Annotated in this window: 17 protein-coding genes; 11 read left to right on the top strand and 6 right to left on the bottom strand. The window is 61.5% G+C overall.

All coding sequences use genetic code 11. From position 1 onward, the window contains the following. The first annotated feature begins 53 nt into the window (after positions 1-53). The 3 genes from VR74_RS12215 to VR74_RS12225 are packed head-to-tail and all read left to right on the top strand — an operon-like array spanning position 54 to position 2400. Entirely contained in the window at positions 54-1064 is a 1011-nt protein-coding gene (locus VR74_RS12215; RefSeq protein ID WP_045697164.1) for a fumarylacetoacetate hydrolase family protein, read from the top strand. Then, positions 1064-1771, top strand: a complete 708-nt coding sequence (locus VR74_RS12220; RefSeq protein WP_045697165.1) for a CoA transferase subunit A — start codon at positions 1064-1066, stop codon at positions 1769-1771. Before VR74_RS12215 ends, VR74_RS12220 begins: the two co-directional genes overlap by 1 nt. Then, positions 1771-2400, top strand: coding sequence for a CoA transferase subunit B (locus VR74_RS12225; protein ID WP_045697167.1), 630 nt, complete (start codon positions 1771-1773; stop codon positions 2398-2400). The genes VR74_RS12220 and VR74_RS12225 overlap by 1 nt, the downstream gene beginning before the upstream one ends. Positions 2401-2405: 5 nt before the next feature. Here the strand turns inward: VR74_RS12225 and VR74_RS12230 are convergent, their stop codons facing one another. Beyond that, entirely contained in the window at positions 2406-2693 is a 288-nt protein-coding gene (locus VR74_RS12230; RefSeq protein ID WP_045697249.1) for a DUF1330 domain-containing protein, read from the bottom strand. A gap of 161 nt (positions 2694-2854) precedes the next feature. On the opposite strand from VR74_RS12230, the gene VR74_RS12235 reads away from it, so the two are divergent. Then, complete coding sequence (locus VR74_RS12235) at positions 2855-4051, top strand: amino acid aminotransferase (protein WP_045697169.1); 1197 nt, start codon at positions 2855-2857, stop codon at positions 4049-4051. Here the strand turns inward: VR74_RS12235 and VR74_RS12240 are convergent. Further along, on the bottom strand, positions 4048-4971 hold the full coding sequence (locus tag VR74_RS12240) for a thioesterase family protein (RefSeq protein ID WP_299950351.1): 924 nt from the start codon (positions 4969-4971) through the stop codon (positions 4048-4050). The two genes, VR74_RS12235 and VR74_RS12240, sit on opposite strands and share 4 nt — an antisense overlap. Then, positions 4968-5453: a transcriptional repressor gene (locus VR74_RS12245; RefSeq protein WP_045697173.1), complete on the bottom strand. Its 486-nt coding sequence runs from the start codon at positions 5451-5453 to the stop codon at positions 4968-4970. Before VR74_RS12245 ends, VR74_RS12240 begins: the two co-directional genes overlap by 4 nt. 125 nt (positions 5454-5578) lie before the next feature. Between VR74_RS12245 and VR74_RS12250 the strand changes: the two genes are divergently transcribed. Then, positions 5579-5968: a MarR family transcriptional regulator gene (locus VR74_RS12250; protein ID WP_045697175.1), complete on the top strand. Its 390-nt coding sequence runs from the start codon at positions 5579-5581 to the stop codon at positions 5966-5968. Positions 5969-5994: 26 nt separating this feature from the next. Further along, on the top strand, positions 5995-6849 hold the full coding sequence (locus VR74_RS12255) for an NlpC/P60 family protein (protein ID WP_299950353.1): 855 nt from the start codon (positions 5995-5997) through the stop codon (positions 6847-6849). Here the strand turns inward: VR74_RS12255 and VR74_RS12260 are convergent. Continuing rightward, positions 6846-7658, bottom strand: a complete 813-nt coding sequence (locus VR74_RS12260; RefSeq protein ID WP_045697178.1) for a c-type cytochrome — start codon at positions 7656-7658, stop codon at positions 6846-6848. The genes VR74_RS12255 and VR74_RS12260 overlap by 4 nt on opposite strands. Before the next feature lie 156 nt (positions 7659-7814). Between VR74_RS12260 and VR74_RS12265 the strand changes: the two genes are divergently transcribed. Next, complete coding sequence (locus VR74_RS12265) at positions 7815-8651, top strand: prephenate dehydratase (RefSeq protein WP_045697180.1); 837 nt, start codon at positions 7815-7817, stop codon at positions 8649-8651. Here the strand turns inward: VR74_RS12265 and VR74_RS12270 are convergent. Beyond that, positions 8648-9541, bottom strand: a complete 894-nt coding sequence (locus VR74_RS12270) for a LysR family transcriptional regulator (protein WP_045697182.1) — start codon at positions 9539-9541, stop codon at positions 8648-8650. The genes VR74_RS12265 and VR74_RS12270 overlap by 4 nt on opposite strands. A 140-nt stretch (positions 9542-9681) precedes the next feature. Between VR74_RS12270 and VR74_RS12275 the strand changes: the two genes are divergently transcribed. From VR74_RS12275 to VR74_RS12290, 4 genes are all read left to right on the top strand, one after another. Continuing rightward, positions 9682-10260, top strand: a complete 579-nt coding sequence (locus tag VR74_RS12275; RefSeq protein WP_045697184.1) for a carboxymuconolactone decarboxylase family protein — start codon at positions 9682-9684, stop codon at positions 10258-10260. Between the two features lie 102 nt (positions 10261-10362). Continuing rightward, positions 10363-10887 (top strand): hypothetical protein, encoded by a 525-nt coding sequence (locus VR74_RS12280; RefSeq protein WP_045697185.1) that lies wholly within the window; start codon positions 10363-10365, stop codon positions 10885-10887. Positions 10888-11007: 120 nt separating this feature from the next. Then, positions 11008-11466 carry a YHS domain-containing (seleno)protein gene (locus VR74_RS12285; protein ID WP_045697250.1) on the top strand — a complete coding sequence of 153 codons (459 nt, stop codon included), beginning with the start codon at positions 11008-11010 and terminating at the stop codon, positions 11464-11466. A gap of 229 nt (positions 11467-11695) precedes the next feature. Continuing rightward, the gene (locus VR74_RS12290; RefSeq protein WP_299950355.1) at positions 11696-12208 is read left to right on the top strand and encodes an outer membrane beta-barrel protein; all 513 of its coding nucleotides are present in this window, start codon (positions 11696-11698) and stop codon (positions 12206-12208) included. A 173-nt stretch (positions 12209-12381) separates the two neighbouring features. On the opposite strand, the gene VR74_RS12295 is transcribed toward VR74_RS12290, so the two are convergent. Beyond that, positions 12382-12633: a hypothetical protein gene (locus tag VR74_RS12295; RefSeq protein ID WP_045697187.1), complete on the bottom strand. Its 252-nt coding sequence runs from the start codon at positions 12631-12633 to the stop codon at positions 12382-12384. Between the last annotated feature and the right edge of the window lie 83 nt (positions 12634-12716).

The raw sequence follows: 12716 nt of genomic DNA on the forward strand, positions 1-12716 counted from the left end.
GCTCGGCGTCGCTGCGCGACTTGGCCGGGATGACTGTTTTAAAGGAACCCCACATGAAACTCGCCACCCTCAAGAACGGTGCCCGTGATGGCCGCCTCGTCGTCGTCTCGAAAGACCTCACGAAATGCACCGATGCGGCGCGCATTGTGCCTACGCTGCAGGCTGCGCTCGATAACTGGGCCGTCTATGCGCCGAAGCTCGCCGAACTGGCCGAGCAGGTCGAGATCGGCTCTGTCCCTACATTCCGTTTCCACGAGCATGATTGCGAAAGCCCGCTGCCGCGTGCCTATCAATGGGCTGATGGCTCGGCCTATATAAACCATGTCGAGCTCGTCCGCGCTGCCCGCGGCGCAGAGGTGCCGGAAAGCTTCTACGATGATCCGCTGATGTACCAGGGAGGCTCGGACGCCTTCCTCGGCCCGCGCGACGATATCCCGCTCGCCGACCAGAGCTGGGGCTGTGACATGGAAGGCGAGATTGCCGTCATCACAGACGACGTGCCTGCAGGCGTGTCGGAGAAAGACGCGGCCGGCCACATCAAGCTCATCCTCCTCTGCAATGATGTCTCCCTGCGCGGGCTGATCCCCGGGGAACTCGCCAAAGGTTTCGGCTTCTTCCAGTCGAAGCCGCCGAGTGCCTTCAGTCCCGTTGCCGTCACCCCTGATGAACTGGGCGATGCCTGGAAGGACAGCCTCGTCCACCTGCCGCTGCGTGTCGACTATAATGGCGAGCCCTTCGGCCGCGCCGAAGCCGGGCAGGACGCCACGTTCAGCCTCGCGCGCCTTGTTTCCCATGCGGCGAAAACCCGCCCGCTCAGCGCCGGAACGATCATCGGCTCGGGCACCGTGTCCAACAAGGATGCCGATGGTGGCGCAGGCAAGCCGGTCAGCGAGGGCGGGCGCGGCTATTCCTGCATCGCGGAAATCCGCATGATTCAACAATTGTTGAAAAAATCCGATCTGACCCCCTTCATGTCGCCGGGCGATGTGGTACGCATCGAAATGCTGGATGGCGAAGGCCATTCAATTTTCGGCGCAATCGAGCAGAAAGTGATACCGGCCTGATGGCAAGCAAGGTCTACAAGAACGCAAGTGAAGCCCTTGCGGGCCTCACGTTTGACGGCATGATAGTGATGTGCGGCGGCTTTGGCCTGTGCGGCATTCCGGAAAACCTGATCGCGGCCCTGCGCGACAGTGGCGCCAAGGACATTACCGCGATTTCGAACAATGCCGGCGTTGATGGCTTCGGCCTCGGCCTGCTGCTCGAAACGCGCCAGATCAGGAAGATGATTTCGTCCTATGTCGGCGAGAACAAGGAGTTCGAGCGCCAGTATCTCTCCGGCGAACTCGAGCTTGAATTCAACCCGCAAGGCACGCTGGCCGAACGCTGCCGCGCAGGGGGCGCAGGCATTCCCGGCTTCTACACAAAGACGGGCGTCGGCACGCTGGTCGCCGAGGGCAAGGAACACCGCGAGTTTGGCGGCGAGACCTATATCCTCGAAACCGGCCTCGTGGCGGATGTCTCGCTCGTGAAGGCCGAAAAGGCCGACACGCAAGGCAACCTGATCTTCAACAAGACCGCGCGCAACTTCAATCCTCCCATGGCCATGGCGGGCAAGGTGACGATCGCCGAAGTCGAGGAGATCGTCCCCACGGGCGATCTCGACCCGGACACGATCCACGTGCCCGGTGTCTTCGTGCAGCGCATCTTCAAGGGCAGCTTCGAAAAGCGGATTGAACAGCGCACCGTGCGCAAGCGGGAGAGCTTCTGATGCCCTGGACACGTGATGAAATGGCGGCCCGCGCCGCGAAAGAACTCCACGACGGTTACTATGTGAACCTCGGCATCGGCATCCCGACCATGGTGGCCAACCACATCCCGGACGGCGTCGACGTCACGCTGCAATCGGAAAACGGCATGCTCGGCATGGGCCCGTTCCCCTGGGAGGGCGAGGAAGACGCCGACCTCATCAATGCCGGCAAGCAGACGATCACCACGCTGCCGCGCTCCAGCTTCTTCGACAGTGCCATGAGCTTCGCGATGATCCGCGGTGGTCACATCAACCTCGCCATCCTCGGCGCGATGGAAGTGGCCGAGAATGGCGACCTCGCCAACTGGATGATCCCCGGCAAGCTGGTCAAGGGCATGGGCGGTGCCATGGACCTGGTGGCCGGCGTGCAGCGCATCGTCGTCGTGATGGATCATGCCAACAAGGCGGGGGAAACCAAGGTGCTGAAGACGTGCACCCTGCCGCTCACCGGCAAGAATGTCGTTGACCGGATCATTACCGATCTCTGTGTTATGGACGTCGTGCCCGGCGGTCTGAAAGTGATCGAATTGGCACCGGGCGTCACGATGGACGAAGTGAAATCAAAGACGGAAGCGACGCTCGTCGACTAAAGGCGCTACACGCCTTCGACGAAAATCACACGGTAGTCCGCCGCCTGATAGCGGTGTTCCCGCGCGGCGGTGTATTCCGGGCTGTCATACCAGGCCTTGGCGGCGGCCATGTCCGGGAAGCTGAGAATCACCACGCCGTCGGCATCGGCGCCTTCACGCACCTCATGTGCGCCATAGAAGGCCAGCGGCGTGATCTTGTGATCGCCGCGCACACCCTTGGCGGCTTCGGCATAGCGGGCCATGGCGTCTTCATCGCGCATGCGTTCTCTGATCAGGATGACATAGGCAGGCATGGTCGAACTCCCATTGATAAGCGTTTTCGGTTGGGCCATTGCATCGGGCACATCAGCACAATGTGCAAGAGTGCCCACGCGATACGGCCGCGCCATGTTGCCTGCGTGGGTGTCAGGCTCTATTGGTTACGTTTGAAACTATCCATCCCTTAGGACACGCCATGAACCCCGCATTTGAATCCCTCAACGCGCTCCCGCCGGATGCGCTGCTTGGCCTGATGACCGCCTATCGCGAAGACAAGCGCGCGGTGAAGTTCGATCTCGGTGTCGGCGTCTACAAGGACGATATGGGGCACACGCCCGTCATGTACGCGGTGGCGAAGGCTGAAGCGATTATCCTGAAGCAGCAGACGACCAAAGTGTACGAAGGCCCGCGCGGCAACCCGGATTTCTGCGCCGCCATCGAACGCTTCGTGTTCGGCGACAGTTCCCACCTGATCGAGAAGGGGCGTTTGGTTTCCATGACAACGCCTGGCGGCTGCGGCGCGCTCTATCTTGGCGTTGGCCTGATGAAACGGCTTGGCGTGAAAACCGTCTGGCTCAGCCGCCCGACCTGGCCGAACCATTCAAACCTCGTGAAGAATACAGGCCTCGATGTGGCCGAATATGACTATGCGGATTCCGAAACGGGACGCGTTGATTTCGAAAGCCTGATGGCCAGCCTGGCAAGCACACGGCGCGGTGATGGCATCATCATTCAGGGGCCTTGCCACAATCCGACCGGCATCGACCTCAGCGTTCAGCAATGGATCGATCTGGCCATGCTGACCGTCGAGCGCGGCGTCATTCCCATGCTCGATATTGCCTATCACGGCTTTGCGGGCGGCCTTGAGAGCGACATGGAGGGCGCGCGCCTCTTCCTCAAGATCGCCGAAGACTCGATGGTCTCCTATTCCTGTTCGAAGAATTTCGGCCTCTACCGCGAACGCACAGGGTGCTTCCTTGGCCAGGCCTATACAAAACGGGCCGCTGACGCCGTCATGACGCATGTGGCCGACATTTCGCGCACCAGCTATTCCATGCCGCCGGCCCATGGCGCAGCCATTGTTGCCACGATTCTCGGCGACCCGGCTTTGCGTGCAGAGTGGGAGGCGGAACTGACAGAAATGCGGGAACGCATGATCGCCCTTCGCAAGGCATTGTCAGACGCCCTCGTGGCGAAAACCGGCTCGAACCGACTTGCGGCGCTGGCCGAACAGAATGGCATGTTCAGCCAGATCCCGGTCACGCCTGAAGCGGCAAAGGACATGCGCGAGAAGCACGGTCTTTACCTTCCGGCATCCGGCCGCATCAATATTGCGGGCCTGCGCCAGGCCGACATTCCCCGCATCGCCGAGATCATGGCTGAGTATCTCTAGAGCGACAGGCCGCGCGGCGCGAGCCGTTCAAGGTCTTCCAGCATACGGGGCGGCGAGGGGATCGCCTTGCGTGCGTCCAGGTCCAGCGTGATCGCTACAACCTGGCTGGTTGCCCAGGGCAGGCCAGTCCCAGGGTCCATCATCCAGTGCACCAGCGAATGCGTTTTCTCGGCCGTCCAGCCCAGCGAGGTATGGATTTCGAATGCGTCGCCCACTTTCGGCCAGCGATGGTAACGCAGCCGGTTTTCGAGGACTGCAGCCCCCATCCGGCGTCCGCCAGCGGCGGCGGCCACCTGCTGGCGCCAATCATAGAGAAGGTTTGGCACGCTGTCGGAAATCCGCCCGATGATCCAACCCGGCGCCATCCGTCCGTTGACGTCAATATGATGCTGCGGAACCGCGCCCTTGCCTATGAGAGGTATGCCCAGTTCGCGCGGCGTCTCGATACGGATGTCTTCGGTCGCAAGTGTCGGCGCATCCGGATCAAACGAGCGCGGCGCGGCTTCGGCGGGCGGCTGATCGAGATGCGCTTCCAGGGCAAGGCGGGCCCGTGTGCTCCAGGGGAAGGCTTCGCGTCCCTTGGTATCGATATGCTCCATGCGCGTAAGGAAGGACGCTGACAGCGCGCCATCATGGTGGCGCAGTTCCTGGTAAAAGACGGCGTCATTCGTACCCACGCTCACCACACAGCCATTCATGCTGATCGGACGGCCGGGCAGCACTTCGCGGATAAACCGCACATGCTGATCCACCGGCACAAGGGTCGATGGGGCATCTTCCTGGAAAGCGTGCGGCATCGCCAGTTCATGGCTGAACGTGGCAAGCCCTTCCATCTGCTTTTCGATATAGAGGCGCACATTCATGTGCCCCATCTCGTCGCAATCCCATTGGTTGCAACTCCCCCGCCAGAGTGTGATCACGCGTTACATTCCCGGCAGGTGCCACGCACTTCGACGACCGCGCGTGTCATTTTAAATCCAGCCGCCGTCGTCTCGGCCTGCAATGCCTCATTGGTTGCGACGGCGTGCAATTCTTCTGCGCCGCCGCATGTGTCACAGATCAGGAAAACGGCTGAATGGCTGTGGCTGGTATGGCCGCACGCGACATACGCGTTGAGGCTTTCGATCTTGTGGGCGAGGCCCGACTCCTGGAGGAAATCGAGCGCGCGGTAAACGGTCGGCGGTTTGGCCGATCCTTCTCCGTCGAGATTCGCCAGCAGGTCATACGCCTTGGCCGGCTCGGCGCTCTCCAGCAGCAGCCGCAATACCTTGCGGCGGATACGGGTCATCCGCGCGCCCTGGCGCATCACCAGCGCTTCGGCGTCGTTAAGGAACGTCTCCACATCCTGGGGGCTGCAGGGCGTATTGGCGTGAACGTGATCTTGGGTATGCGCATTGGCCATGACGGCAATGTCGTGTGTTTTGCACCGAATGTGAAGGGGCAAGCGGTTAACGCCCGTTTCCGGCCTAGACGGGTTGCGCAAATCACCCGAGATTCGTTTCTGAGGCGAATCGAGAGGAATAGTAGATGGAATTGTCGGAACGCGGCGGACTGGAACTTTGGCGGCGGGCGGTCACCGCTTCCGTGCGTTCGGACGCGCCGGACCTGACGGCGCGCCAGCAGGCCATCCTGATGACCATCGCGCTTGCACCCGGCCCCCACACAGTGCGTGGCCTGGCAGACCATCTCGACATCGCAAAACCCGCCGTCACGCGCGCCCTGGACACCCTGTCGCGGCTGGATTTCATACGCCGCGTCAAGGATGACAACGACCTGCGCAATATCTTCATCGAGCGCACACCCGCCGGAATGACCTATCTTCGGGCCTTTGCCGGCCTTGTTCTGGCCGCAGCTTCAGGTGAAAGTGACGAAGATCTGGCGCCACGGCGCGGCGGAAAGTCCTCCGCAGCCGCTTAGGCGCCTTCCTGCCGGGGCCAATGCGCATGCCTGAACTGACTGACAGCCGACTGGCGCGCCCTGCGGGGCCAGCCAAGCCTTTGCAGGTCATCGTGGCCTCGGCGGCCGTCCGCGAGGCGCCTGATGCTTCAGCGCGGCTGTCCACGCAGGCGCTTCTTGGCGAGATCATTGACGTATTCGACACGAAGGGCGCCTATTCGCGGATCAGGTGCCGGCGCGACCATTATGTCGGCTGGGTGAGTACTGATTCGCTTTCGCCTGCGATCACGACGCCTACCCACAAGGTCACGGCGCTTCGAACCTTTGCCTATACCGCTCCGGACCTGAAATCACCCGTGAATGCCATGCTCAGCCTTGGCGCACAGCTCGCGATCACGGGGCAGGAGGGTGACTATGCCCGCTCTGAACAGGCAGGCTGGGTACACGCGCGCCATCTGGCGCCGCTGGGCGCGCTGGAAACCGACGCCGTCGCTGTTGCCGAACGCTACCTTCATGCCCCCTATCTCTGGGGTGGACGCGATAGTCTCGGCCTCGATTGCACGGGCCTGACCCAGCAGGCGTTCGAATCGGCAGGCGTTCTGCTGCCCCGTGACAGCGACTTGCAGTTCGCCTGGGGAGGCGATGATATTGCCGGCTGGAACGTCTCAGGCACCCTGAAGCGGGGCGACCTCGTATTCTGGAAAGGCCATGTCGGCGTCATGACCGACGCCCATCACCTCCTGCACGCCAATGCCTGGCACATGGCCGTGGCCCGCGAGCCCCTGGATCAGGCGATTGCCAGGATCAAAACGCAATACGCCGAGCCCCTAGGGGCCCGGCGCATTGATGTTGAAAAACGTGCAGGGCAGGTGCCCCACTGGATGGCTGAACCCGTCGCCTAGTTTTCCGGCGTTTCGGTTGCAGGTGCCTCGGCAGGTACTTCGGCGGGCGCGGCCTCAGCTTCCGGTTCGCCTGCAGGGGCTTCCGCCGCCTCTTCAGCAGTGGCTTCACCCTCAACAGCTTCCGTTTGCGCTGCATCGGCGGGGGCTTCATCTTCCCCTTCACCTTCGGCGGGAGCAGCTTCGCCTTCTGCCGCACCGTCCTCATCAGATGCGGCCAGTGGCGCGGGTGCTGCAGGGGCGTTCGGCGAGTTGGCGACCAGATAGGCAATCACGTTGACCCGGTCCGGATCGCGGCGCAGGCCAGCGAACGACATCGAGGTGCCGCGGGCATAGGCGGAGGGATTTTCCAGCCAGGCGTTGAGGTTCTCGTAGGACCAGTCGCCGCTCATGCCGGAAAGGGCCGCCGAATAGGCGAATCCGGCATGGGCTGCCTTGGCCGCACCGACAACGCCGTAAAGGTTCGGGCCTGTGCCATTGGCGCCGCCCTCGGTGATGGTGTGGCAGGTCGAGCATTGGGCCTTGAACGCGCGCTCGCCTTTCGACGCATCGGCGCTGGCCAGCGCCGCGCCGAGGTCGAACACCGCCTCAACGACTTCGCTTCCGCCGCCGCTGCCGGCAACTTCGACGCAATAGGCGTACTTCGCGCACATCTGTTCGCTCATCGAGGTCGCTTCTGCGTGCTCCTCGCCATGAGGTTCTGCGCCGCTTCCGTGGCTGAACACGATTCCTGAAAGCTGGTGCAGGCCCATCAGGCCCAGCGCGGTGGCTAGCAACGCGCCGAGGATCTTGTTGACACCGAGTTCTCCCATTGGGGCAATCCTTCGAATCTATCTTGTCATGTGTCTTGGCGCGCGCCTTTTGGCACGCTAACGGAGTACAGACAACATAAAGGCTGCGAGGAAGGGACGCTTCTGCTTTCTTCGCGGCGATCCGACGCATGTCGGACCCGCAAAAAAGGACGCCGAATGGCCAATCACATCGCGTATCAGGGTGAACCCGGGGCAAACTCCCATATTGCCTGCAACGAGGCCTATCCGCGCTTGTCGCCGCTTCCTTGCCGCACATTTGAGGATTGCTTCACGGCTGTCGAGAAGGGCGAGGCCGAACTCGCCATGATTCCGGTCGAGAACACGATCGCCGGCCGGGTCGGTGACATTCATTATCTGCTGCCGACCACAAGCCTTCAGATCGTTGGCGAGCACTATTTGCCGATTCGGTTCCAGCTGATGGGCCTGCCGGGCGTTAAACTGGACGAGATCACCCGGGCCCGTTCCCACATCATGGGGCTCGGCCAATGCCGCAAGTTCCTCAAGGCTCACAATATCGAACCTGTGACCGCCGCCGACACGGCAGGCGCTGCGCGTGAAGTGGCTGAAAGCGGCAACCGGTCGGTCGCGGCGATCGCCCCGCGCCTGGCCGCCAAGGTCTATGGTCTCGACATTCTGGCTGAAGATATCGAGGACGCAGCCCATAATACGACCCGGTTCATCATCATGGCGCGCGAGCCCTCTGAAATCGAGGCGGGCGAGGGGCCGACCAAGACCGCCTTCCTGTTCGAAGTGCGCAACATACCTGCCGCGCTCTACAAGGTCATGGGCGGCTTTGCGACCAATGGCATCAACATGACCAAGCTGGAAAGCTACCAGATAGGCGGCTCATTCACGGCGACCCAGTTCTATGCTGAAATCGAAGGACACCCCGACGAACGCCCGGTCCAGATCGCGCTCGAAGAACTGGGCTTCTTTTCCCAGTCGCTAAAGATTCTGGGCGTATTTCCGGCCAAGCCAACCACCGGCTTCTAGCAGGTCTGGGTCTCGAACCGCAGCGCGTCGGCAATATGGTCGGCGAACAGTTTCGCCTTGCCGCGCAGCTTGCCGGACGTCCACACGCAATGGACCGGGCTCGGCGTAGCGGTCCATTCCGGCATCACGCGCACCAGGCTGCCATCATTCACGCAGTCAGACACAAGCCAGCTCGCCGCAAGGAACAGGCCGAGGCCGGACTGGGCCGCCTGCAGCAGCAGGTCACCTGACGACGCCTTGAACCGGCCATCAACCTTCACGCTGACGGTCTCGCCATCACGGCTCAGCACCCACTCGTTCGTCGCTGTCTGCCGGAACAGGACCGCATCATGCTCAGCCAGGTCCCGGGGATGCTGCGGTGTCCCGCGCGCGGCAAGGTATTCCGGGGAAGCCCAGAGCGATCGCGGCGACTCGCCCACCTTTTTCGCCATCAGGCTTGAATCAACCAGCGTGCCGATCCTGAAGGCCAGGTCCACGCCCTCGCCGACAAGGTCAGTGTAGGTGTCGTCAGTCAGCACATCGACGCGGATATGCGGGTACATTTTCATGAAGCTGGCGATCCGTGGGCCGATCACGAGCCGGGCCATCGAGGAAACACAGGAGATCCGCAGCAATCCGACCGGTTCGTGATCGAGCCCCCGCGCCTCGGCTTCCGCATCGTCATATTCTGCGAGAATGTCGTGGGCGCGCTTATAGAACCGGTCGCCGGCTTCAGTCAGGCTCAGCGAGCGCGTCGTCCGGAGGAAGAGGGTCGCGTCGAGGCTGGCTTCCAGTTCCTGGATGCGCCGCGAAACGGTTGGCTGGCCGAGGCCGAGATCGCTCGCCGCCTTGGAAAAACTGCCTGCATCCGCAACGCGAATGAACAGGCGCATGGCATCAATACGGTCCACCCCAGTGTCTCCTATGCGTATTTCGAATGAAGCATATGGGGACTGTCCGCGTTCTGCGAAGGGGGATTGGGTCTAAATAGCTTCACATAAGGACGAAACACCCATCCCGTCCGCTCTCCAGACCGAGAAATGGTGCGATCATGAGCAAGCTGAACATTCACGATGAAGCCTCTGCGCCAGCGGCGGCGCGTCCCGCGCTGGAAGCGGTCAAGGCCGCAAACGGCATGATCCCCAACATGCTGGGCGTGCTGGCCGAAAACCCGGCCGCCCTGGATGCCTATCTCAGCCTGTCGCGCATCTTTGACACGGCCGGGTTCACCCCGCTGGAGCGGCAGGTCGTGCTTCTGACGGTGAGTATCGAAAACACCTGCCATTTCTGCGTCGCGGCGCATTCGGCTGCGTCTGCGGCAGCCGGGCTGGACATGACGGTCATCGAAGCCGTCCGTAACAACCAGCCACTGCCCGATCCGCGTCTGGAAGGCCTGCGCCTGTTCACCCGCCGCATGGTGCGCCAGCGGGGCTTTGTGTCGGATGCGGACGTCACCGTCTTCCTCAAGGCCGGATGGGACAAGAGCGCCATCCTCGGCGTCATCCTTGGTGTCGCGCTGAAGACCATCTCCAACTATACCAACCATGTCGCCGAGACACCGCTGAACCCACCCTACAAGCCGTTCGCCTGGGCGCCGTGTACCCGCGCCTGCGCCGGGGACGGCCGCTGACGCCAACTCACGTAATCGTGGGTGGTGCTCACAGGCGTTTGTTTTGCCGGAGAGGGCCTGTCCATGAGAAAACAAGGCATCAAAAGGTGAGGGACACTTTCCATGTTTGACAAGATAAAGGCCTACGCGCCGTACGTCTTCAGCCTGATCGCCTCGGCGGTCTTCCTGGACAGCCTGCGCTACAAGTTCACCAACGCGCCGGAGACGCAGGTCATCTTTGGCCGGCTTGATGCCTGGGCAGGCAGTTTCGGCGCGGGCGGCCTGTTCGCCCAGAGCGGACTGTTCAGCCAGTACGTCATCGGAACGGCTGAGCTGGTAGCCTCGGCGCTGCTCCTTCTCGGCGTGTTCCCGGCCTTTCGCCGCCTGCAGACACTCGGCGCGCTGATCGCCGTGGCCGTCATGAGCGGCGCTGTCAGTTTCCACCTTCTCACGCCGCTTGGCATCGATCCGAACAATGATGGTGGCGGCCTGTTTGCCATGGCTGTCACGGTCTGGACCGGATCGCTCCTGCTGCTCATCGCGCGGCGCAGGACGCTGCTGTCCATTCTTGGCGGACTGCGCGCCGCCATCCTGCCTGATCCGGCGTCCACAAACCCGATCGCGACAACCCGGATCCACCCCGTCTGAGTTGTTGCCCTGTCGCCGGGACCACCCTTCGAGAGCGTCCCCACCTCACCCCTCGAAGCTTCCCTACCAGGTCCCGGCGACTTCCCTTTTCCTTCCAGGAGACAGAAAGTGAATACCATCATGAAACCTCGCGCCTTGCTTCTTGCGGCCCTTCTGGCCGTTTCGCCTGCCATCACGTTTGCACCAGCCGCATCGGCAGAGCCTGCGATCTATACCGGGCGGTTCTCCAGTACGGCACTGCAAGGATATGATCCTGTTGCCTATTTCGAGAGTGGCTCGCCGGAGAAGGGCGACAAGAATTTCAGCGCCGAATACAAGGGCGCAACCTTCCTGTTCTCAAGTGCCGCGCACCGTGACGCTTTCCTGGCAGACCCGGACGCTTACGCGCCGCAATATGGCGGCTACTGCGCGTGGGCGATGGCTGACGGCAAGCATGCCAAAGGCGATGCACGCTACTGGAAGATTGTCGATGGCAAGCTCTACCTGAATTACAATTCCGACATCCAGGATAAATGGAACGCGGACATTCCGGGTTTTATATCCCGGGCCGATACCGAATGGTCTGCGCTTAACCATTAAGGCACATTTCGCCACATATCTGAATCGGTAATTGCCAACGGCCTGCCGCATTCCCGCGGCGGGCCGTCTGCTTTTTTTCGTGAATTCTCAAGACCCGGAAGGGGCACCGTTGCCCGGCCGCAACACATTTCGTCCGTCAGCAAACATGAATCAGAATTCACGCAACTTGCCACAATCAATCGCTAGATTCCGGTCTCCCGGAGACGGGATAACAAAAGGAATATCTCCCATGAAACTTGCAATCACCACGGCCATGACTCTCGCTGCGTTCGCCGCTGCACCTGCCCTTGCTCAGGACACCGGCTTTTACGGCACGATCGGTTACGGCAACTATAGTGCGGATGATGCCGACCTCGGTGCCGTCCAGCTGCGTGGCGGCTACAACTTCAGCGAATTCCTCGGCGCCGAAATCGAAGGGGCTATCGGCGTTGCCGACGAGTCCACGACGATTGCCGGTGTCAGTGCGGACGTTGAACTGGAAAGCTCCTACGGCGCCTATGCCGTCGGCCGCATTCCATTTTCCGAAAAGGCAGATGTATTCGGCCGGGTCGGATACGTAAGCACCGAGATCAAGGCATCGGCGGGCGGCGTGTCCGCTTCGGCCGACGATGACGCTGCGGCCCTTGGCCTGGGTGGCAACTACTACTTCGCCCCTAACCAGGGAATCCGCGTTGGCTACACCTATCTCGACTATGATGACTCGGTCGATGTGATCGACGTTGCCTACGTCCTGAAATTCTAGGTCGGCCAGCAATGGTCCGGTCGGGCAGGCAGCCCTTCATTTGACTGCCCGGCAGGATGGCCCCCGCGCTCGTCGCGGGCGCGGGGGTTCCATCAAGCAGCTGCAATTCCCTGATTCTCCATAAAAAAACGGGCGAGACATGCTCGCCCGTCTTTCAAAACTTGTCCGCAGACTTATTTCTTTTTGGCGGCCGGCTTCTTTGCAGCAGGCTTTTTCGCGGCTGGCTTCGCAGCGGCTTTTTTCACGGCTGGTTTTGCAGCAGCCTTGGCAGCGGGCTTTTTAACGGCCGGCTTCTTGGCAGCTGGTTTCGCAGCGGTCTTGGTCGCAGTCTTTGTCGCCGGTTTGGCAGCAGCTTTTTTCGCTGCTGGCTTTGCGGCTGGTTTTGCTGCCGGCTTTTTGGCGGCAGGTTTTTTTGCAATTGCCATTTCCGATCTCCTGTCAGTGGCATGCCAATAATATTGTGATTCGCGGGAAATCAACTCTTGATTTTCACCTGACGCGCGAGCGG

This window comes from Hyphomonas sp. BRH_c22, from assembly GCF_000961795.1.
Lineage (GTDB): Bacteria > Pseudomonadota > Alphaproteobacteria > Caulobacterales > Hyphomonadaceae > Hyphomonas.